Annotated in this window: 20 protein-coding genes; all 20 read left to right on the top strand. The window is 67.2% G+C overall.

Annotation, left to right across the window (positions count from 1 at the left end):
- Positions 1-174 precede the first annotated feature (174 nt).
- The 20 genes from AB7G19_RS12635 to AB7G19_RS12540 all read left to right on the top strand — a co-directional run bounded on the left by AB7G19_RS12635 (position 175) and on the right by AB7G19_RS12540 (position 22,167).
- Complete coding sequence (locus AB7G19_RS12635; protein ID WP_283017234.1) at positions 175-957, top strand: LuxR C-terminal-related transcriptional regulator; 783 nt, start codon at positions 175-177, stop codon at positions 955-957.
- A 244-nt stretch (positions 958-1,201) separates the two neighbouring features.
- Positions 1,202-1,570 (top strand): hypothetical protein, encoded by a 369-nt coding sequence (locus tag AB7G19_RS12630; protein ID WP_283017235.1) that lies wholly within the window; start codon positions 1,202-1,204, stop codon positions 1,568-1,570.
- Between the two features lie 36 nt (positions 1,571-1,606).
- On the top strand, positions 1,607-3,127 hold the full coding sequence (locus tag AB7G19_RS12625) for a phage tail sheath family protein (RefSeq protein ID WP_063981961.1): 1,521 nt from the start codon (positions 1,607-1,609) through the stop codon (positions 3,125-3,127).
- Between the two features lie 24 nt (positions 3,128-3,151).
- Positions 3,152-3,676, top strand: coding sequence for a phage tail protein (locus tag AB7G19_RS12620; RefSeq protein ID WP_283017236.1), 525 nt, complete (start codon positions 3,152-3,154; stop codon positions 3,674-3,676).
- 8 nt (positions 3,677-3,684) lie between these two features.
- Positions 3,685-4,389, top strand: a complete 705-nt coding sequence (locus AB7G19_RS12615) for a hypothetical protein (protein ID WP_283017237.1) — start codon at positions 3,685-3,687, stop codon at positions 4,387-4,389.
- Positions 4,386-5,033: a hypothetical protein gene (locus tag AB7G19_RS12610; protein ID WP_354096571.1), complete on the top strand. Its 648-nt coding sequence runs from the start codon at positions 4,386-4,388 to the stop codon at positions 5,031-5,033. Before AB7G19_RS12615 ends, AB7G19_RS12610 begins: the two co-directional genes overlap by 4 nt.
- Entirely contained in the window at positions 5,030-6,379 is a 1,350-nt protein-coding gene (locus tag AB7G19_RS12605; RefSeq protein WP_283017239.1) for a DUF4255 domain-containing protein, read from the top strand. The genes AB7G19_RS12610 and AB7G19_RS12605 overlap by 4 nt, the downstream gene beginning before the upstream one ends.
- Entirely contained in the window at positions 6,376-8,352 is a 1,977-nt protein-coding gene (locus AB7G19_RS12600) for an ATP-binding protein (protein ID WP_283017240.1), read from the top strand. The genes AB7G19_RS12605 and AB7G19_RS12600 overlap by 4 nt, the downstream gene beginning before the upstream one ends.
- Positions 8,349-8,582 (top strand): hypothetical protein, encoded by a 234-nt coding sequence (locus AB7G19_RS12595; RefSeq protein ID WP_085405632.1) that lies wholly within the window; start codon positions 8,349-8,351, stop codon positions 8,580-8,582. The genes AB7G19_RS12600 and AB7G19_RS12595 overlap by 4 nt, the downstream gene beginning before the upstream one ends.
- Positions 8,579-10,924 carry an eCIS core domain-containing protein gene (locus AB7G19_RS12590; RefSeq protein WP_283017241.1) on the top strand — a complete coding sequence of 782 codons (2,346 nt, stop codon included), beginning with the start codon at positions 8,579-8,581 and terminating at the stop codon, positions 10,922-10,924. Before AB7G19_RS12595 ends, AB7G19_RS12590 begins: the two co-directional genes overlap by 4 nt.
- 3 nt (positions 10,925-10,927) lie before the next feature.
- A complete protein-coding gene (locus tag AB7G19_RS12585) occupies positions 10,928-11,476 on the top strand; it encodes a hypothetical protein (protein WP_085405630.1) in 549 nt (182 codons plus the stop codon).
- Positions 11,473-12,138: a hypothetical protein gene (locus AB7G19_RS12580; protein ID WP_085405629.1), complete on the top strand. Its 666-nt coding sequence runs from the start codon at positions 11,473-11,475 to the stop codon at positions 12,136-12,138. The genes AB7G19_RS12585 and AB7G19_RS12580 overlap by 4 nt, the downstream gene beginning before the upstream one ends.
- A gap of 11 nt (positions 12,139-12,149) precedes the next feature.
- Positions 12,150-12,500 (top strand): base plate wedge protein 53, encoded by a 351-nt coding sequence (locus AB7G19_RS12575; protein WP_039157624.1) that lies wholly within the window; start codon positions 12,150-12,152, stop codon positions 12,498-12,500.
- A 14-nt stretch (positions 12,501-12,514) separates the two neighbouring features.
- Positions 12,515-13,645 (top strand): hypothetical protein, encoded by a 1,131-nt coding sequence (locus AB7G19_RS12570; RefSeq protein WP_085405628.1) that lies wholly within the window; start codon positions 12,515-12,517, stop codon positions 13,643-13,645.
- The gene (locus tag AB7G19_RS12565) at positions 13,642-14,154 is read left to right on the top strand and encodes a phage baseplate assembly protein V (protein WP_085405627.1); all 513 of its coding nucleotides are present in this window, start codon (positions 13,642-13,644) and stop codon (positions 14,152-14,154) included. The genes AB7G19_RS12570 and AB7G19_RS12565 overlap by 4 nt, the downstream gene beginning before the upstream one ends.
- Positions 14,155-14,163: 9 nt before the next feature.
- Positions 14,164-14,478 carry a hypothetical protein gene (locus AB7G19_RS12560; protein WP_085405626.1) on the top strand — a complete coding sequence of 105 codons (315 nt, stop codon included), beginning with the start codon at positions 14,164-14,166 and terminating at the stop codon, positions 14,476-14,478.
- Positions 14,479-14,490: 12 nt separating this feature from the next.
- Positions 14,491-14,862: a GPW/gp25 family protein gene (locus AB7G19_RS12555; protein ID WP_063981950.1), complete on the top strand. Its 372-nt coding sequence runs from the start codon at positions 14,491-14,493 to the stop codon at positions 14,860-14,862.
- Positions 14,859-17,405: a putative baseplate assembly protein gene (locus AB7G19_RS12550; RefSeq protein ID WP_085405625.1), complete on the top strand. Its 2,547-nt coding sequence runs from the start codon at positions 14,859-14,861 to the stop codon at positions 17,403-17,405. Before AB7G19_RS12555 ends, AB7G19_RS12550 begins: the two co-directional genes overlap by 4 nt.
- Positions 17,402-20,041 (top strand): putative baseplate assembly protein, encoded by a 2,640-nt coding sequence (locus AB7G19_RS12545; RefSeq protein ID WP_283017242.1) that lies wholly within the window; start codon positions 17,402-17,404, stop codon positions 20,039-20,041. Before AB7G19_RS12550 ends, AB7G19_RS12545 begins: the two co-directional genes overlap by 4 nt.
- Positions 20,038-22,167, top strand: a complete 2,130-nt coding sequence (locus AB7G19_RS12540) for a hypothetical protein (protein WP_085405623.1) — start codon at positions 20,038-20,040, stop codon at positions 22,165-22,167. The genes AB7G19_RS12545 and AB7G19_RS12540 overlap by 4 nt, the downstream gene beginning before the upstream one ends.
- The last annotated feature ends 5 nt before the right edge of the window (positions 22,168-22,172 follow it).

Raw genomic sequence — 22,172 nt, 5'->3', positions numbered from 1 at the left:
GTCGAAACGCCCCCGACATGCCGGGATGCTGTGTCGGTGCTTGTCAGCGACGTCAAAACGCGCGATACTCAATTTCAAGGGGAAAGATATTAAATATACAACTTTTTGATCTTGGTGGCCTTCAACTGGGCGCGGCGGCAAACACGGTTGTGAGTTGGCAATCGGGAGGCAGGCATGTCGTCCAATGCGTCATTTTCGGCAGGGCGCCACGCCCCGCCGCATTCCCACCTCACCGCTTCGCATGCATCACCGCCGCCCGCCGAGCTGGACGCCGGCAGCCTCATACCCATCAGCCTCTTCATCCTCAGCGACGTGCGCCTGCTCTGCGAAGGCCTCAGTTCCTGCCTGGCCCGGCAGGAATGCTTACGCATCGCCGGACACGGTGATCTTGCGACCCCGCCTGAGCAAGTCGTCGACAGCGGCGCGCAGGTGCTGCTGGTCGACATAGCGACGCCGCAAGGCTTGCAGCAATCGGCAGCCTGCCGCGCCCTGGCGCCGGCGTTGAAGGTCGTCGCCATCGCGGTCGCCGAGGCCGAGCAGGATATCCTGGCTTGCGCGGAGGCCGGTGTGTCCGGCTTCGTGCTGCGCGAGGGTTCGATCAGCGACGTCGTCGCCGCCGTCCATAACGCGATGCGCGACGAGCTCGTGTGCTCGCCCAAGGTCGCCGCCGCCCTGTTCGGCCGCCTCGCGCTACTCTCTGCGCGGACCGTCACGCGAGAGGCGGCCGCCGGCGTCGACACGCTGACACCTCGCGAGCACGAGATCATTCGCTTCGTCGGCGAAGGGCTGTCAAACAAAGAGATCGCACGAGCCTTGCGGATCCGCAATTCGACCGTGAAGAACCACATGCATAACGTGCTCAGCAAATTGCAGATTCGCCGGCGCGGCGAGATCAGCAAGCATCTGCACGCGAACGGCGCGCTCGCGTCTGCATCGTCGCGGATCCAGACCCGCTAGACCTTTCGGACTAGATCCTCCGAGCCGTTACGGGCCGGCATCGCGCGCGAAGCCGCCATGTCGCGGTGCATCGCGCGCCCGTTTCCGTCATCGGGGTCTCACCGCCGCGGGCATGGTCCGGACCATCAACTCCATCCTCGCTAGACCTTTTGGCTCAGTCGCGCCGTCGCGCCTTGTGCAAGGCTCACCGCAAAGGTGGCCATTGCGACAGAGACGCATCCTCATTGCGGGATTTCCGAGGCTGATGACCGATCTTCTCGAGCATGTCGTCGCGAAAGATCCGGCGTTGTCCGTAGTCGGGACGAGTGACGACGCCAATCTGGCAACGGAAGCACGCCGCACCCGGGCCGACGTTCTCGTGGTGGCACAGAAGGCACCGGACGAGCGCGACAGCCTCGCAAGCCTTCTGCACAGTCGGCCGCGGATGAAGGTCGTCACCATCGTCGCAAGCGGCGAAAGCGGCGCGCTCTACGAGCTGCGGCCGCACCGCACGGCCATCACCGAGATCACGACGCAATCCCTGTCGGAAGCCATTCGGGATCCGCCCGGCCCGAGGCGCAGGCCGCGCCAGCGGCGCGCGCGCCGGCTGGGCAAGACCATCGCCGCGGTCTGACCAAGGAAGACGGACCGCCAAATCACAGGAGCCGACATGCCCTCAGCCCTTCTGCAACCCGGCGTCTATATCGAGGAAATCTCCAGCGGCGTGCGCTCGATCTCGGGCGTGGCGACGTCGATCGCGCTGTTCATCGGCTGGGCGCCGCGCGGCCCCGTTGACCGTGCCGTGCGCATCTCGAGCTTTGCCGACTATGAGCGCGCCTATGGCGGGCTCGACCGCCGCGCCAATCTCGGCTACGCCGTGCGCCAATTCTTCGACAACGGCGGCAGCGACGCCTACGTCGTGCGGATCGCGCTGTTCAATTCGGGAACGCCCGCCAACGACGCGAAGACCGCGACCTGCGCGATCAACGATCTCGGTATCGAGGCGAGTTCGCCGGGTCTGTGGGCCAACTCCTACAGCGTCCGACTGACGCTACGCGCGGACGACAGCACCCGCTTCCGGCTCGACGTCATCGGCCCGTCGCCGAGCACTGACATCGTGGAGACGTTCCAGGACCTGTCGATGAACAAGGCGGATCCGCGCTACGCGCCGAGCGTCGTCAACGGCCGCTCCGCCTTCATGGACAAGCTGACCACGGCGTCAACGACGGTCCCGACCCCGGCCACGAAACCACTTGCGGGCGGAGCCGATGGCACGGTCCTCTCCGCCAATGACGGTCCGTTCGTCAGCGCGATCGATCCGCTGTTCGCGACCGGCGGGATCGTCGATCGTATCGACATCTTCAACCTGGTCTGCGTGCCCGGCCTCACCAACGTCAATTCAACAACCCAGGGCGCACTCGCCAAGCTACAGCAACGCTGCCACGTCCGCCGTGCGTTCCTGATCATCGACAGCCTCCAGAACGAGACCGTCGCCAACATGAGCGGCGCCAACGGCGAGGCCGGCCTGACCGGCTCGGACGGCAATTTCTCCGCGCTGTACTACCCGTGGGTGATGCAGGCCGATCCACTGCAATCCGGCGTCGTGCGCGACTTTCCACCTTGCGGCTTCGTCGCCGGCGTCTACGCCCGAACCGACGCCACGCGCGGGGTCTGGAAGGCGCCGGCCGGCACCGATGCCAGCGTCAACGGCGGCGTCGGCTTCGCGTTGAGCTTGAGCGACGCCGAGAACGGCCAACTCAATCCGATCGGCGTCAACTGCCTGCGCACGCTGCCGGTCTACGGCAACGTGGTCTGGGGCGCGCGCACGCTGCACGGCCAGAACGACCGCGGCTCGGAATGGAAATACGTTCCGGTACGGCGCATGGCGCTGTTCCTGGAGGAGAGCCTCTACCGCGGCACGCAATGGGTGGTGTTCGAGCCCAATGACGAACCGCTCTGGGCGCAGATCAGGCTCAACATCGGCGCCTTCTTGCAGGGCCTGTTCCGGCAGGGCGCGTTCCAGGGCCGCTCGCCGCGCGAGGCCTATTTCGTCAAATGCGACCGCGAGAGCACGACGCAGGCCGACATCAATCTCGGCATCGTCAACATCATCGTCGGCTTCGCGCCGCTGAAGCCCGCCGAGTTCGTCGTCATCAAGATCCAGCAGATCGCCGGCGACATTCCAACCTGAGGCAAAGACACCTGAGGCAAGCAAATGGCACAGTTCTCGGTCAATCCGCAGCGCTTCGATCCCTACAAGAACTTCAAGTTCCGCGTGAAATGGGACGGCCGCTACGTCGCCGGCATCAACAAGGTGTCGGCGCTGAAACGCACCACCGAGGTGGTCGAGCACCGCGAGGGCGGCGATCCCTCGACGGGACGCAAGTCGCCCGGCCGCAGCAAGTTCGAGGCGATCACGCTCGATCGCGGTGTCACCCACGACACCGAGTTCGAGAAATGGGCCAACAAGGTCTGGCATTTCGGCGCAGGACTTGGCGCCGAGGTCTCGCTGAAGGATTTCCGCAAGGACATCATCCTCGAGGTCTATAACGAAGCCGGGCAGCTCGCGCTCGCCTACAAGATCTACCGCTGCTGGGTCTCCGAATACCAGTCGCTACCCGATCTCGACGCCAACGCCAATGCGGTGGCGATCCAGCACATCAAGCTGGAGAACGAGGGATGGGAGCGCGATCAAGCCGTCGCCGAGCCGTCCGAGCCCACTTTCACCGATCCAGCCTGAGACCGCTCATGCTCTCCGCCACCGCTCAACGCGAGCAGGACATCCTGGCGCTGTGGGACCGGGCCGCCGGCCGCGCGCAGCGCCAGCGCGACGATGCCCTGTTCGCGGCGGCCGGCGCAGCGCCGACGGACTCGATCGGCACAGGCAATGCCGCGCTGCTGGCCTTGCGCACGCGATTGTTCGGCGCGCCGTGGCGGCTGCGCGCCGCCTGCCCCATTTGCCGCACCGACTGCGAGTTCACGGCGGACAGCGCAGTGCTCGCGGACGGACTTGCACCACCGGCTGACGCCGTGCCGCCGCGTATCACGAACGGGGGCAGCGAGCTGGCGCTGCGGCTGCCGACGCTGTCCGATCTTGCAAGCCTCGCCGCGACCTGCGATTCCGCCGCCGCGGCAAACCTGTTGCTCGCACGCTGCCTCGGTGAGGCGCCGCCGGCTGCGCAGGACATCCTGCACAGGGTCGAGGCCGAGCTCGAACGTTGCGATCCCGGCGCGGTGCTCAGTTTCGCGCTCGACTGCCCCGATTGCGGCCACGCCTGGCAGGCCGTGATCGACATCGCGCCGGCGCTCTGGACCGAGGTGCAGGCAGCGGCCGAGCGTACCCTGCTCGAAGTCGACGCGCTCGCGCGCGAATATGGCTGGAGCGAAGCCGAGGTGCTGGCATTGCCGCACACCCGCCGCGCCGCCTACCTGCAACTTGCGGGCGCGTCATGACGGGCCTCCTGCAAAATCTCGCGCGCATCGGCCGCGGCGAACCGATTCCCGGCGCAGCACGCGTTGCCCTGCCGCCGCGTTTTGCCGCCCCGCCCCAGAACGACGATGCTCCGGTGCACGAGACGACACAGGATGAAAGGCAGACACCGGCATCCTCGCCGGCGGCATTGCCGAACATGACCGGCGCAGACGATCCTGCCACTGGCGTGCAGGCGCCGCAGCGCAGACAAAGGGAGCCGGACAACGAAGGCGCACCGTTACGTCTCGAGGCCAAGGTCGCTGCTGCCGCACAGCCGCTTCAATCGACCGACGCGCTGTTAAGATCGCCTGTCGATGCCCCTCTGCCTGCCGCCCCGCGCGATCCGCTACGCGGCAGACAGCCGCGTGACACGGTTTTGCGCGAAACGCCCCGCCCCCGAAACGAGGCTGTAACACCGCCGGCGCTTCCGCTCGGCCAGACCGTGCTCGCCGGCCAGGCGCAGCGCCGACGCGAGACACCGCCGGTGATCAAGGTGACGATCGACCGCATCGACATCCGCTCGCCGGAGCCCCCACGCGCGGCGCGCGCCGTCAAGCCCGCACCAAAGCCGTCGGTGTCGCTGTCCGACTATCTGCGCCGCCCTGGACCTGGAGGCCGCGCATGAGCTCGCCGCTCGCAATCGGCGCGGTCAGCGCAGTCCTGCGCAACCTGCTCGACAACGGGCTGATCGAGGCCGGGCCCGCGGTCGGTGGGACGGTGAACGTCAGTGCTGTTGCGCCCGACACGATCGACCTCAGCAGCGCAGAAGAGCAGCCGCGGCTCAATCTGTTCCTGCATCAGGTGACGCCGAACCCGGGCTGGCGCAACCATTCCCTGCCGTCGCGGTCCTCGACCAGCGGCGAGCGACTGACCAACGCGCCGCTCGCGCTCGACCTGCACTATCTGCTGACGGCCTACGCGCGGGTCGACTGCCAGGCCGAGATCCTGCTCGGCTATGGCATGCATCTGTTGCACGAGCGCCCGGTGCTTGATCGCGCCGCCGTGCAGCGCGCGCTCAATCCCAATCCGCTCGACGTCGCGATGCTGCCGCCGGCGTTCCAGGCGCTCGCTGCCGCCGACCTCGCCGATCAGGCCGAGTTGATCAAGATCACGCCGGCTGTGATGGGGCCGGAGGAGATGTCACGACTATGGGCGGCCATCCAGTCGCATTACCGGCCGACGGCCGCCTATGTGGTGTCGGTGGTGCTGATCGAAGCCACGAAGCCCGCAGTCTCGCCGCTGCCGGTGCTGTCGCGCGGGATCATCGATCCCGCCACCAAGCGCGACCGCGGCGTCGTCGTCAATCCCGACACATTGCCTCCGTTGCCGACGCTGTTTGCGGCGACGCCGCAGAAGAAGCAGGCCGGCGCGCGGCTCGGCGAGCCCGTGGCGCTCTCCGGCATTCGCCTCAGCGGCAGCAATTTTCATGTGCGGCTGGCGCACCCGCTATTTCCAGCTCCTTTTGAACTGGTGCCCGGCGTACCCAACGACGACGGCACCGAGCTCACCGTGACGCTACCGAACGATGCTGCCGCGCAGGCAGCGCTCGCGCCTGGGCAATGGAGCCTCACGCTGCGCCTGCTGCCGGCCGGCGAAGCCAATGAGCGCGAGACCAACGCGGTGGCCCTGGTCATCGCCCCAGCACTGGTCATTGCAGCCGATGCCGGACTTTCGCTGCCCGCGGCGACCGTGCTGCGCAAGACTGCGCCGCTGCGCGTCACGGCCACCCTGTTCTCGCGGCCTCAGGTGCAGCCGCGGCAGCGCGCGAGCCTCGTCCTCGGCACGGCGGAAGCCACCGCCAAACCGCGCAGCGCGGCCACCGATCCGCTGGTGTTCGACTTCCCCACGACGCTTCCCGCTGGGGCCTATCCGGCGCGGTTGCGCATCGACGGCGTCGACAGCCTCCTGCTCGATCTCAGCGGCGATGCGCCCGCTTTCGATGCCTCGCAAACCCTGAGCGTGCCGCCATGAACATGCACGACAGACCGCAAGCGCAGCCGGGGCTCGATTGGGCCAGCCGCAACCAGCAATGGCTGGCGGAGCAGCTCGTTGCGCTGCGCCTGCGCCTCGCACGGCAGTTGCGCGAGACATCGGCCAACGCCGAGCCGCCTCCGCCGGTATGCGGCGATGATTTCGAGCCCGCGCTCGACGCGCTGACAAAGCTGTTCGGCCTGTCAGCGTTCGAGCGCGACGTCGTGCTGCTCGCGGCCGGCGTCGAGCTCGACACTGCGCTGCGTCGCCTCGTCGGCGTGGCGATGGCGCAAGCGCCCGAAGCTATCGCGAGCACGCAGCCGACGTTCAATTTCGCCGTGCAGATGCTGACTGAGCCACATTGGGATGCGCTCTCGCCGCTCCGGCCGTTGCGGCGTTGGCGCCTGATCGTGTGCGAGGGCCGCGAGGCGCCGCCGCGCCGTCCGATCCAGATCGATGAGCGCGTGCTCCACTACCTGACCGGCGTGGCCGCGATGGATGCCCGCCTGATCGGGCTCGTTCGCTGCGAGCCGGTCGGCTCTATCCAGCCCGATACACCACAGGCGAACACGATCGCGCACGCGCTCGGCACGGGGGCGGCCGCCCTGGCCGCCCTGGGTCACGCTCGCGGCGAGATCGAGCCGCAGCGAGACCTCGCGCGCGCGGCGCTCGCCTGCCTCGGTGCGAACGGGCTGTGGTTGCACGCCCGCGATCTGCCGCACGATCCGCGCGAGCTTGCCGAGATCGCCCGTCTGCTCGACCGCGAGGCCGCCCTCTCGGATGCCATCATCGCGCTCGAGCTCGACCGTCCGATCGAGGCGGCGGATACCGAGGCGCATGCGATGACGCTGCTCGCCCATCTGATGGGACCCGCGATCGTGCTCAACGCGCCGGAGCCGGCCCGCTTGTCGCGACTCCGGCAGCGCCGCACGCTACGGCTCCAGGTCGCCGATGCCCCCGCCGCTGCGCGGCAAGTCGCAGCCTTGCGCGGGCTTTCGCGCGAGCAGGCCGCCGCGCTCGCAGCCGCGCTGCGTCCGGCGCTGCGGCAGTTCAACGTCTCCGCCGCCGACCTGCGCCTCGTGGTCACCGAAGGCCTCGCCGAGACACAGGCCGATCCCGCTCTGCTCGGGCCGGCGGTATGGCGGCTCTGCCGCGCCGCGGTGCGCGGCGGGCTTGACGCGTTGGCGCAGCGGATCGACAGCCGCGTTGCCTTCGACGACCTGGTCGCGCCACCGGTGGTGACCGCGCAGCTCCGCGCCATCGCGAGTGAATTGCAGCACCGGCCGCGCGTCCATGGCGACTGGGGCTTTGCCGCGCATAACGGCCGCGGGCTCGGAACCGCTGCGCTGTTCGCCGGGGAATCCGGCACCGGCAAGACCTACGCCGCCGAAGCAATCGCGAGCGCGGCCGCACTTGATCTCTACCGCATCGATCTTGCCAGCGTGGTCAGCAAATATATCGGCGAGACCGAGAAGAATCTGAGCCGGCTGTTCGAGGCCGCGGAGACCAGCGGCGCCATCCTGCTGTTCGACGAGGCCGATGCGCTGTTCGGCAAGCGCAGCGAGGTGCGCGACAGCCATGACCGCTTCGCCAATATTGAGATCGCCTACCTCTTGCAGCGGATCGAGACCTATCGCGGGCTCGTGATCCTCACCACCAACATGAAGAGCGCGCTCGATCGCGCCTTCCTGCGCCGCATCCGCTACGTGGTCCAGTTCCCCTACCCTGACGCCGCTGCGCGCGAGACACTCTGGCGCATGCAATTCCCCGCCGACGCTCCGCTCGGCGAGGTGGATTTCGCAGGCCTCGCCAGACTGCAACTGACCGGCGGCAACATCCGCGCCATCGCGCTTAACGCCGCCTTCCTGGCCGCCGCCGGCGGCAGCGGACGGATCGACCAGGACGCGATCAACGCCGCGGTGCGTGCGGAGTTCTCAAAGCTCGAGCGGCCTTGGCCGGGAGTCGGGTCATGAAACATTCCGGCATCGATATCCGGATTAGACATCTCGTCGTCGATGCGTCGCGACACTCCGAAGCTGCGGGACTTGCCGACGCAATCGGACAGGCCTTGCAACAGCGGCTCACGGGGTCCGCCAACGAGGCGAGCGCCGCCCATGCCGAGGCGCCGCGCGCGGTCGCCGATCGGATCGCGGCACGATTGACCACCACATCCGGCGCCGACGCTCCGCGAGGCAAGCCATGACCGTGCACGCCGCACCAAAGGCAGTGCCGAAGCCATCCTCGCCGGCCCATGCGCCTTCGCTCGAGCTTCGTCCGGCCCGCGACCGCTTCGAGAGCGAAGCCGAGCATGCGGCCAAAAACGCCCTGCGGCCATCGCAGCCGGCTGGCCCGGCGCCGGCGCTATCGCCGCTTCCACGCTCCACTGGCACGACGGGACCGGCCGCGCCGGCCGCGGTATCAGAGGTGGTCGGATCGACAGGCTCGCCACTCGGCGCTCCGACGCGCGAGACGATGGAACGTCAATTCCGGTCCGACTTCAGCCATGTGCGGATCCACACCGACGCGCAGGCCGCAGCCTCGGCCCGTGCGATCCGCGCAACCGCCTACACCGCGGGCGCCCACATCGTGTTCGGCGACGGCGCATACAATCCGCAAAGCCCACGTGGCCGGCACATTCTGGCGCACGAGCTCGCCCATGTCGTGCAGCAGCGCGGCGCGACCGTGCCGCCGGCGGCGGTGCAGCGGCTCGCCTGGTACGAATCGATCGCCGTGTTTTTCGGCGCCGAGGGCAATTTCGGCGACAAGGAGCTGCTCGCCTATCTCGACAAGATCACCAAGTCCGCAGCGATCGAAGGTAGCTTCGACAGCGACAACAAGGCGCGTGCGATCGTCCGTCGGTGGAAAGCCGGCCAGGCCGAGTTCAAGCTCGATCCACGGCAAAAGGCGCTGTTGATCCTGGAGATGCAGGACGGCCCCACACTCGATGACGACGAGAACGCCATCCTCGACCTGCTCGAGCTGAGCGATATCGCCGCACTGAGGATCATGTTCGGTTCAGGCAAACTCAGCGTCACCGAGCTCGAATCCGACATCGACGGCGCCGAGTACAAGAGGTTGAAGCGCTTCTTCGCAACCCGCTTTCGCGGCGGACGCGACGCGCTCGCCAAGGGCGACGTCGAACCGCAGGGCGAACCGGGCAAGGGCGCGCCGACCTTCGCCTACGATGCCATGGCCATCAAGATCCGGATTGCGACGGCAGCGGGCCACGACGAGGTCGCCACCATCGCCGCGGAGGTGTTCGCGCTCGCGCCGGCCGAGCGGGCGAAGGCCACGGAGGAACTCGGCCGCGAACGCGCCGACATCGCCCGCCGGTTCGACCTCCTCAGCGACCAGGCCGAGGATGAAAGCGATCCGGCGAAAAAAGCAACGCTCAAACAGCAGGCTGACGCGACAGAAAGGATCCTCGGCAAATACGACGTCATGCTTCAGGGCGTGTTCCGCGACGTCACGCTGACCACCAGCGCCGGCGATCTGTCGACGACGGTCGAACCCGATGCCGCGAAGAAGGCAGACATCGCGGTGGCGCTGAGGCCCGACCCCAGCAGCCCGCTGCCGTTCGACAACTCCCCGGCGGGCAAGAAGAAGTACGACGACGCCTTGCGCCTGCTGATGCCCGGCATGATCCAGGACTACTGGGATGAAATGGTCAAGGACAAGGGGACCGCGGAGCACGGCGATCCGAACAAGGTGCACCAGCTTGCGGAGTTCGAGCGGATCGGCAAGGCCAGCAAGGACGAAACCGACAAGGTGTTCGGCGAGTACTACGACCAGTCGAAGCATCCCGAGCTGAAAGCCGATACGCTCGGCGCGCGCGGCAACATCCACGACCTGTTCGCCGAGACCGAGGCCGAGCTCGCGGGCATGGACAGCACCGAGAAGCGCGACAAGGCGAAGGCGCTGATGCGGTATTTCTTTCAGGCCAACGACCGCGTGCGCGCCATCAATCGCAAGCTCAATGCCTCACCGCATTTCGATGCCAGCAACAATCCCGTGGGCGACGAGGCGATCATCCTCGACCAGATCGCCGACGACTTCACCAGCACGGCCGCGCAGGTCGACAAGCTGAACGAAATCGACCGCGGCTGGGATGCCTCCGCCAATCTCGGCGACATCAACATCCAGATCTTCAAGAAGGCCGACTCGGACAAAGATCGCGATTTCCTGTGGGACATGTTCCAGACGCTGATCCACGAATATATCCACACGCTGCGGACCACGGAATACGACAATTTCGCCAATACTTTCGGCGATGGCTCCAACGAGAACAATACGCTGATCGAAGGCGTCGATTCGCTCTTCGACGAGATCGCCTGGGAGAATGTCGCACCGCGGGTCAACGATCCCAAGCTGCGCGAGGCGGTTGAGGGCCCCGCATATGCAAAGCTCAAACCGATCACCGTGCAGCCGGCATCACGCCGACGCTATTCCTCGTATGCGGAGGCGGTGAAGCTCGTCAACGTCGTCGGCATCCGCAACCTCTACGCCGCCTATTTCCAGGGCGACGTCAAGAAGATCGGAGGCTGAGCGATGCAAGCCGCGCGCCCGTCGGATCTCGCTCTGTCACCACTGCGGCTGCTCGCCGGCCGCGACCTGCGTTCGTTCGCAGGCCTCGCGCACCCGACCTCCCTCGACGACGTCGCAGCCGTATTCGATCTCGACCGCTCCTGGCATGGTCAGGGCGCGCTCGGCAGCGCCAGGCACCGGACCGACTGGTTCAACGCCGCGGCCGCAGGCTTCGCGCGCGGCGCACGGGTATGGGCAAACGACGGCACGGTGGTGCTGATCGATGCGACCGACGTCGTCCTCGTCGAGCCGCTGCCGTCGTTGCTCGACGCACTCGGCGAGCCGGAGACAAGGCTCAATTCGTTCCAGGGGACGTTCGAGGTCGAGGCCAATGAATACGTCTACGCGCGGCGGGGCCTGACGCTGTACGTCAATCGCGCCGTCGATACGACGCTCCGGATCGCCGCGTTCGCACCGAGCAGTCTTGAACGCTATCAGCGCGACTTGCGGCTCGACCTTCAGATGAAACGACTGCCACCGTCGCGCGGCCCATCGGGGGATCGCCTGCCATGACCGGCCTCACCTCGTCCCCAAAACTGATCAAGGGCGGCCTCGTGGTGTTGGCGCCGGGCGGCGGCACGGTGCGACGGCAGATCGCGCTCCAGTACAATCCGGACACGCTGAGCCGCAGCTACCAGGTGCAGGGTACCGGCGGCGACGGCGCGGCCGGCGGGCGGGCGCAACCGTTCCGGCTGAAAGGGCCCGCGATCGAGACCATCAAGCTCGACGCCGAGATCGACGCGACCGACCAGCTCGCCGATCCCGACGCGCATGCCAATGCGATCGCCTTCGGCATCGCGCCGCAGCTCGCGGTGCTCGAGGCCCTCGTCAATCCGAGCGTCGACGATCTGCTCGGCATCGCAAGCCAGGCCGATCGCGGCACGCTCGAGATCCTGCCGCCGGAGGCGCCGCTCACCTTGTTCGTCTGGAGCAAGAACCGGGTCGCGCCGGTGCGCGTCGCCGAGTTCTCGATCGTCGAGGAAGCGTTCGATCCCGCGCTCAATCCGATCCGCGCAAAGGTCTCGCTCGGGCTGCATGTGATGAGCACCGACGATCTCGGCTTCTCGCATCGTGGCGGCACCATCTTCCTCAATTACCTGCGCAATCGCGAGACGCTTGCCGGCCTGACCGGCGGCGCCTCACTGGCCTCGCTTGGTCTTTCCAGTCTGCCCTGACGGAGCACATGATGTCCTCGGATCCCGTCCAGATGCTGATCGATGCCGGAGCGTTCCCGGACAACAGTTTTCCGCCGAACAGCCGCTATCACGGCGCCGCGATCGGGCGGCTCAAGCGCAGCGCGGACGATCCCGGTGTCGCCTATGTGCTGCGCCGCTTCATCCCCCAGGCGCGCGACATCGGCATCGCCGGCGAACACATCGTCAATGCCGGCGAACGGCCCGACACGCTCGCCTCCGCGACGCTCGGCGACCCCGAACTGTATTGGCGGATCGCCGACGCCAATGTCGTGACCGATCCGCTCGAACTCACCGACACGCCCGGTGAGCGCGTGCAGATCCCGCGCCCGAACGGGCTTTAGGGAGACGATTTCCGATGATGCAAGGCGGCGTCCAGCTATCTCTCCAGATCGGTCCGGCGCCGGTGCCGGCGCCGCGCGAGGTGCTGGAGACGCTGACCCATGCCAAGATCGAGATCGGATCGGGCGATGCACAGAGCGGATTCGAGCTCACGTTCGACCTGCCGGTGCGCTCGCCGCTGCGCACCATCTTCCTGCTTGCCGGCGGCGGCGCGCTGCCGCCGCTGCTGCGCGTGGTGCTGATCGTCACCATCAACGGTACGGCCGAGTCCGTCATCGACGGCATGGTCACCAATGTCGAGACCCAGCCCGGCAGCGGCGGCGTCGGCAAGCTGGTGATCAAGGGCAAGGACATGTCGGCGCTGATGGACATCATCGAGCTGCCCGGCCTGCCCTTCCCGGCGATGCCGCCGTCGGTGCGGGTGCTCGCGATCCTCGCCAAATACGCAGCCCTCGGCGTAATCCCGATGGTGATCCCGAGCGTGCTCGACATCCCGCCGATCCCGGTTCAGCAGATCCCGCAGCAGAAGGGCAGCGACTACGCCTACGTCAAGAAGCTCGCGGGCGAAGCCGGCTACGTCTTCTATCTCGAGGCCGGTCCCGCGCCCGGCGCCTCGAAGGCCTATTGGGGCCCGGAAATCCGCTTCGGCGCGCCGCAGCCGGCACTCACCACCAACATGGATGCGCTCACCAATGTCGAGGACATCTCGTTCAACTTCGACAAGGAACGCAAGGTCATGCCGATCGTGTTCTTCCAGGAGGCCAACAGCAAGGCACCGATCCCGGTGCCGATCCCTGACATCACCCCGATGAGCCCGCCGCTCGGCGCGGTGCCGCCGCTGCCGCCGAAGATCGAGAAGCTCTCCAACACCGCGCATCTATCCGCGCCGCAGGCGCTGATGGCAGGCCTTGCCTATGCCAGCCAGCACAGCGACAGCGTGTTCGGCTGCGGCAAGCTCGACGTCGCCAGATATGGCCGCGTCCTGAAGTCGCGGCAACTGGTTGGCGTGCGCGGCGCAGGCCTGCCGTTCGACGGGCTCTATTACGTCAAAAACGTCACCCACGAGATCGAGCGCGGCTCCTACAAGCAATCGTTCTCGCTCGCACGCAACGCGCTGATCTCGACCGTCCCGCAGGTGCCGACATGAGCGATGCGCCACTTTTCGGAAAGTATCGCGCGGTGGTGATCAACAATATCGATCCGCTGCAGATCGGCCGGATCCAGGTGATGGTGCCCGACGTCGGCGCCGCGATACCGACGAGCTGGGCGATGCCTTGCCTGCCGACCGCAGGCATCAATGCCGGCTTCTTCACGGTGCCGATCATCGGCGCCGGGGTCTGGGTCGAGTTCGAGCGCGGCGACCCCGACTATCCGATCTGGGTCGGGTGCTACTGGGGCAGTGCCGCGGAGGTGCCGGTACTGGCGCACGCAGTGCCACCCGGCGTCCCCGGCATCACCCTGCAAACCCCCTTGAAGAACGGTCTCACCATCAGCGACGTGCCGGGCCCGACCGGCGGCATCCTGATGCAGACCACGACGGGCGCGATGATCTCGGTCAGCGACGTCGGCATCACCATTTCCAACGGCAAAGGCGCGGTCATCACCATGACCGGACCGACCGTCGACGTGAATCTCGGCGCGCTCACCGTGATCTAGGAGACGCACATGCCCGCTCCCGTCTTGCATCTCGGCGCCACGGTATTGTGCAGCCATGCCGGACAGGCAACGCCGGTCGCGCCGTTCCCGCGTGTGATGCTGTCGGGCCAGCCCGCGGTCAATCTCACCAGCCCCTATGCGATCGTGGCCTGCTCGCTCACCGGCTCGGCACCGCCTTGCGTCACGGCGCAGATGGTGATGGGCGCGGCGCGGGTGATGATCGGCGGCGCACCGGCCGCGACCATGATGGGGCAATCCGTCTGCACGCCGACGGGCACGCCGATGCTGCCCGTCGTGGCGCAGACGCGCGTACTGGCAACCTGAGGGGAGGACGGCGTGAGCAGCGAACTCGACTTCCCCTATCATTTCGACGACCAGGGCCGCACGGCCACGACCGGCCGCCCCGATCACATCCGCGACCTAATCGAGCAGGTGCTGTTCACGATGCAGGGCGAGCGGGTGATGCGGCCGGATTTCGGCGCAGGACTCCTGGCGCTGGTGTTCGAGCCCAACTCGGTGACGCTCGCCGCGACGACGCAGATGCTGGCCCAGGCCGCGCTGCATCAGCACCTGTCGCATCTGATCGCCGTCACCTCGGTCGAGGTGATCAATGACGACGCCGTGCTGCGGGTCGAGATCCGCTACGTGGTGCTGGCCGACCGCACCAGCCACGTCGCGAGCTTTGCGGTTCCAGGAGGCGCGGCATGAAGCAACATTGCTGCGATCCGCGCCGGCTCGAGGTGCTCGAGGCCAAGGGCAGCGCCAACGCCATCGCATTCATCGAGGTGCTCGACCTCGCTTCTCCGCCCGGCGCGCCGCGGCAACAGACCCTGCTGGTGCGGCTGCTGCATTCCGGCTTCACGCTCTCGCCGGACAATCTGCGCATCACCGGTGGCGAGCGGATCGCGACCGTCGGCGTGGTCTGGTGCGCACCGGCCGACGCGCTGCCGGTGCAGGCTGAGCCCGGTCTGGTCGACACTGTCGACGATCTCGCCCGCACGCTGGTCGTCCGGACCGACAGCAGCGGGGATTATTCGATCTACAATTTCGGCATCTTCGCCAATTCCGGCTCGGCCCTGCCGCCGGCCGGGTTCGATCCGAAGCTGTCGGCGATCGACTTCACCTGCAAGGTCGAATGCCCCTCGGACTATGACTGCGCGGACACCGCGCCGTGCCCGCCCGCGCCGCGTTTGAGGCCGGAGATCGACTATCTCGCGCGCGACTATCAGGGTTTTCGCCGGCTGATGCTTGACAGGCTGAGCCTGCTCGTGCCCGGCTGGCAGGAGCGTTCGGCGGCCGATCTCGGCGTGACCCTGGTCGAGCTGCTCGCCTATGCCGCCGACAACCTCGCCTATCGCCAGGATGCAGTCGCCAACGAAGCCTATCTCGCCACCGCGCGGCAGCGCATCTCGGTGCGGCGCCATGCGAGGCTGGTCGACTATCACCTGCACGAGGGCTGCAACGCCCGCGCCTTCGTCCATTTCGACGTGAATGGGCAGAAGATCGCACTGCCCAAGGGGACGCAGCTGCTCACCCGCGTGCCCGGGTTGGACGTGGTGCTGACGCCGGGCTCGCGCGCGCTCGGTGATGCGATAGAAGGCGGCGCCGAGATGTTCGAGACGGTCGCGCCCGCCGAGCTGGATCAGCAGCAAAATAGCCTCGCGTTCTATGCCTGGGGCAACAACGGATGCTGCCTGCCGCGCGGCACCACACGCGCGACGCTGCGCGGCCACATTGATACGCTCGCCATCGGCGACATCCTGATCTTCGAGGAGGTCATCAGCCCAACGACGTTGTCTACCGCCGATGCCGATCCCGGCCATCGCTGCGCGGTGCGGCTGACCGAGAGGACGCTTGCGAGCGATCCGTCCGGCGGGCTGTTCGACGAGCCCCCGGTCGACGGCCCGGTCGACGTCACCGAGATCGCCTGGAGCGAGGCCGACGCACTGCCCTTCCCGCTTTGCCTGACGGTGGAGGATCGCCCCGAGCTCGCGATCAGTGTTGCGCGCGGCAACATCGTGCTCGTCGATCACGGCCGCACGCTGCCGCCCGAACAGCTCGGCGTGATGCCGCGCGCGACATTGAAGCAGGCATCATCTGCGCCGGGGGATTGCTGCACGTCGGCCCCGGACGTCATGCTGCCGCCGCGCTTCCGCCCGGTGCTGGCAAACAGCCCGTTGACGCAATCCTTCGATCTCGGCGCGCTGCTCGCCGTTCCCGTCAGCAAGGACAAGCCGTGGTGGGCGGCGAGTGCGTTCAGCCTCTTGTCGCCGCGCGACGCCACGCCTGCGATCGTCGATCTCACCGGACAAGTTGCCGGCATCACCGAACACTGGCTGCCGCGGCGCGATCTCATCGACAGCGCCGGAAATGCACCCCATGTCGTCGTCGAGATCGACCATCACAGCCGCGCCTTGCTGCGTTTCGGCGACGGCCTACTCGGGAAGCGTCCGGCCGAGGATACCGCGTTCATGGCGACCTACCGGATCGGCAACGGCACGGCAGGCAATGTCGGTGCGGATGCCATAGCGCACATCGTCAGCGCGACGAATGGCGTGTTCACCGCCGTGCGCAATCCGCTTCCCGCATCCGGCGGCGTCGAGCCCGAGGACATCGAAGCCGCGCGCCGCGATGCCCCACAGGCGTTCCGCACCCAGGAGCGCGCGGTGACGGCGGCCGACTACGCCGCCGCCAGTGAGCGACGCGCCGACGTGCAGCGCGCGGCCGCAACATTCCGCTGGACCGGAAGCTGGCACACCGTGTTCGTGACGCCCGACCGCTTCGGCGGCGGCGCGGTCGACGCGCCCTTCGCCACCCAGCTGCGCAACCATCTCGAGCGGTTCAGGATGGCCGGCTACGACCTCGACGTACGACCGCCGCGCTATGTGCCGCTCGACGTCACACTGCATGTCTGCGTCAAGCCGGACTATTTCCGCGCCGATGTCGCGCAGGCCGTGCGGACGGTGCTGTCGAGCGCGGTGCTGCCCGACGGCACGCTCGGCCTGTTCCATCCCGACAATTTCACCTTCGGCGATCCCGTCTATCTCAGCCGCATCATCGCGGCCGCACAAGCGGTCGAGGGCGTCGAGGCGGTGCAGGCGGAAAAATTCCAGCGGCTGATCTCGCCGCTCGCGACCTCGCTGGATGACGAGGTGATCCCGATCGGAAGCCTCGAGATCGCGCAGCTCGCTAATAATCCGAGTTTCCGCGAGCGCGGCCGGCTCATCATCGAGGCGGGAGGCGGCAAATGACGCTACCGGTTCCAACCATCAAGCCTCATGCCCTGCCTGCCGGCAGCGAGAGCTGCGGCTGCTGCGCCGGTGTCGAAGCCGAGACGCCGCAAGGCATCTCGAACCGCTACGGCCTCTCCGCCATCGCCTACCGCGTCGGTGACTACGCCCAGTTCCGCGACAGCCTGCACGCCGCGCTGTCCTCTGCCGCGTTCGCACCGCTCGGCAAGCTGCAAAGCCGCGCCGATGACGATTTCACCATCGGCCTGATCGATGCGTTCGCCTGCGCTGCCGACGTGCTCACTTTCTACCAGGAGCGCATCGCCAACGAATCCTATCTCCGCACTGCGCTGGAGCGCGTCTCGCTCCAGGAGATGGGCCGGCTGATCGGCTACCGCCTGCGGCCCGGCGTCGCCGCCGAGACATGGCTCGCCTTCACGCTGGAAACGCCGCCCGCGCCGCCACCAAAACTGTCGCCCGAGCCGGGCAGCTTCGTCACCGGCGTGCCCGCGCAAGTGTCGATCGAGATCGGCACGAAGGTGCAGAGCGTGCCGGGACCGGACGAGAAGCCGCAGACCTTCGAAACGGTCGAGCGACTGGACGCCGCACGGCCGGCCTGGAATGCGATCCGGCCGTGGCTGGCGGAGACACGCCGGCCGGACAAAGGCGACACGGTCATGTACCTTGCCGGCCAGCGCAACAATCTGAAGCCGGGTGATGCGTTGTTGATCGTCGGTGACGCCTTCAATCCCGGTACGAATGACAGCAACTGCGATTTCCGCTTCATCGACAGTGTCGAGCTGCAATCGGATTTCGATCGTACCAAGATCACCTGGCAAGCCGGTCTTTCCGGGGTCACGGCCGCCCAGAACTCGAAGGTCTATGCGCTGCGCAAGCGGGCAGCACCCTTCGGCCACAACGCGCCGATGTGGAAGTCGATGTCGACGGACTTTCGCAACAACTATCCGAGCGGGAGTGACGCGCCGGAGTGGCCCGACTACACGATCTCGCCGATGGGCTCGGCCCAGGGCGGCGGTTTCATTGATCTCGATACGGTCTATTCCGAGGTCCGCGCCGGCGGTTACGTCGTGCTTTCGATGGCAGCCAGGGGCTCCATCCAGGTCATCATCAAGGCCTTCGGCAAGTCGGATGTCATCCTCGATCTCGGCCCGCATCTCGACGTCTACCAGATCGCCGATGCGGAAGAGACGTCGCGCGCGGAGTTCGCGCTGGCCGGCAAGGTCACCCGGCTGCAACTGCGCGGCTCCCATTACGACCGCTATCAGGACCAAGTTCGTCGCATCACGGCCTTCGTGCAGTCCGAGCAGCTCGCGCTTGCGCCCTACGCCGTCGATGATGCCGCGACCGGCAGCAGCATCCCTGCAGCCGTCAGTGCCGATGGCCTCATTGCAGGGCGACGACTGATCGTACGTGGCAATCGCGTCTCCGACGGCAAGGCTGTTGTCGTGCAGGCCAATCTCGTATCCGCCCAGGCTGTCGATGCCGGCCGCTGCATGCTTCAGATAGATCCGCCGCTCGCCGGCAGCCTCGAGCGCGGCAGCGTCGTCGTTCATGGCAATGTGGTGCCGGCCTCGCATGGCGAGACGGTGACTCAGATCCTCGGCTCGGGCGATGCGGCCCAGCCGTTCCAGCAATTCGAGCTGAAGCAGGTACCGCTGACCTATCGCGCCGCCGCCAATGAGAGCGGTGCCGCGAGCGAATTGACGCTGCGGGTCGGCGAGATCGCATGGCACGAGCGCGCGACGCTGTTCGGCACAGTCGCCACCGATCGCGTCTTTGCGCTCGATATTGACGAGCAAGGGCGCAATCTCGTGAAGTTCGGCGATGGCGTCAGCGGCGCGCGGCTGCCGAGCGGGCTCAACAACATCCGCGCCACCTACCGCAAGGGCATCGGTGTCGCCGGCAATGTTCGCGCCGAGACGCTGGGCCAACTGCTGTCGCGCCCGCTCGGCCTCAAGGGCGTGAGCAACCCGTTCGCGGCCGAAGGCGGCAACGATCCGGAGCCGGCGGATGCGGCGCGACGCAGCATGCCGCTCGGCGCACGCACGCTCGGCCGCGTCGTGTCCGTCCTTGACTATGAGGATTTTGCCCGCGCCTTCACCGGCATTGCCAAGGCGCAGGCGCAGGTGTTGCAACTGCCGCGCGGAAAGACCATCGCCATCACGATCGCGGGGCCGCTCGGCGCTCCCGTCAATTCGACAAGCCCGGTGTGGACCAATTTGCTCGCTGCGCTGAAGGCCGGCGGCGATCCGCATGTCGCCGTCGTGCTGCTGCCCTACCGGCCCGGCACCTTCCGGATCGGATTGAAGGTCAAGCGCGATCCCGATTTCGACGCCAAGGCCGTGCTCACCGCGGTCGAGGCGGCGCTACGCGCGCACTTCGCCTTCGACGCGCGTGAGCTCGGCCAACCGGTGCAGCAATCCGACGTGATCGCGGCGGCACAATCGGTGCCCGGCGTCGTCGCTGTCGACCTCGTCCAGCTCTATGGCGGCACGGCGCCCTTCGCGCAGACCATTCCCTCGCGCCAGGTCCGCCTGCTCGCCTCGCGGATGCATGTCGACCAGGGCGTGGCGAAGCCGAGCGAGCTACTGACATTGAACCCGGCGCCGTTCGACCTCCTGGAGGAGATGGCATGAACAGCCTCACCCCCGAACGGCTCTACAGCCTGCTGCCGACGCTGCACCGATTGCGCGACGCCGCGCTTGCGGGCGATCCGGCAAAGGCCGGTCCGCTCCAGGCTCTGTTGGCGGCAATTGCGCGCGAGTTCGCCACGCTGGAAGAGTCCGTCGACCAGCTCTACGACGACCAGTTCATCGAAACCTGCGCCGAGTGGGTGACGCCCTATATCGGCGATCTCATCGGCTACCGGCCGCTGCGCGGGCTCGGCACCGAGCTGACCTCGCCGCGTGCCGAAGTCGCCGACACCATCGCCTTCCGCCGCCGCAAGGGCACCGCGCTGATGCTGGAAGAGCTCGCGCAGGACGTCACCGGCTGGCCGGCACATGCGGTCGAATTTTTCGAGCAGCTCGCCACCACGCAATACATGAAGCACATCCGACTGCATGCGCCCGCGACCTGCAATCTGCGCGACACGGCGGCGCTGTTCCGGCGTGACGGCGCCTTCAACAGCATCGCGCACACCGCCGAGATGCGGCGGCCGGAAACCGGCGCCGGCCGCTACAACATTCCCAACATCGGCATCTTCCTGTGGCGGCTGTTGTCGCTGTCGCTCACGGCGGTGCCGCTGACGCCTGACGCCGGCGACGCGACCGGCCGGAAATTCCGTCTCAACCCGCTCGGCGCGGACATGCGGCTGTTTCGATTCGCGCAGGCCGAGTCCGACATCTCCCATCTCGCCGAGCCGGTCAACGCGCCGGAGCCGCTGTCGGTGCGGCTGATGGCTATGGGGGTGCGCGCCGCACAGGCAACCGCACAGCCGGACGCACAGCGCGAGGGCGATTATGGCGACGGCGAGAGCCTGGTGTTTTTCACGCCGGGCACCCCGCCCATCCCGATGCCGACGGCCAAGGTGCGGGTCTGCGATCTCCGCGACATTCTCGATGGCGGCGGCAATGTCATCGGCTGGGCCCATGAGGCGCAGGTGACGGCGGGCACGATCGGCTTCGATCCCGAGCGTGGCCGTGTGCTGCTCGGCAATCCCGCCGACGGACCGCTGCTTGCGACATTCCACTACGGCACTGCGCGGCAGATCGGCGGCGGCGAGTATCCGCGCGTGCCCGCCGCGGGCGATATCGGCAACGAGCAGGCAGTCGATGCCGGAGGCGCGTGGCAGGCCAAGCTCAATCTGATCAGGACCGGTGGCCGCCTCATCATCGGCGACAGCCTGACCTACAAGGAGACGCCGACCTTTGTCGTCGACGACGTGACCGGCGATGCCACGCCGCACCATGTTGTGGTCGCCGCCCATGACCAGACCCGCCCGCTGCTGGCGGCGGGCGGCGAGATCACGCTCGACATCGGCGCGCGTGGTCGCCTCACGCTCGACGGGCTCGTGATATCGGGCGGCGCGTTGCGGCTGGCGGCTTTTGCCGATGTCGAGCCGCGGGAGCTGCTGCTGCGCGATTGCACGCTGGTGCCCGGACTGACCCTGAATGGGGACGGCAGTCCGACCTCGCCGGGCGAGCCGAGCCTGATCATCGAGCATCCCTTCGCCAAAGTGACATTGGAGCACTGCGTCGTCGGCCCTATCCGCGCCGTCACTGATGCCGAGGTAACGCTGACCGACTGCATGATCGATGCCGGCGCGCCGGCGAACGTCGCCTTTGCCGCCGATGCCGCGGGCAGCCCCGGCGCCGAACTGACGGTCGCCCAATGCACCGTCATCGGCAAGGTTCACACGAAACTGTTGAAGCTCGCCTCCAACACCATCTTGTTCGCAGAGCTTGGTCCAAAGCCCGCGGAAACGTGGATCGCGCCGCTCTTGGTCCAGCGTCGCCAGGAAGGTTGCGTCCGCTTCTGTTACGTGCCCGCGGGTTCGATCACGCCGCGGCGCTTCCATTGCGTGCCGAATGACACGGCGCCCACGGCGCTGCCGCTGTTCACCTCGCTGCGTTATGGCGATCCCGGTTACGGGCAGCTGCGCCGCGCCACGAGCCTCACGATCCGCGCCGGCGGCGACAATGACAGCGAGATCGGCGTTCTCAACGCATTATTCCAGCCGCAGCGCGAGGCCAATCTCAGGCTGCGGCTCGATGAATATCTACGTTTCGGGCTGCACGCGGGCCTGTTCTTCGCGAGTTGACCGAG

Source organism: Bradyrhizobium sp. 215_C5_N1_1 (assembly GCF_052075935.1).
In the GTDB taxonomy this organism is placed as follows: domain Bacteria; phylum Pseudomonadota; class Alphaproteobacteria; order Rhizobiales; family Xanthobacteraceae; genus Bradyrhizobium; species Bradyrhizobium barranii.
This window is presented reverse-complemented; position numbering and strand designations above follow the sequence as displayed.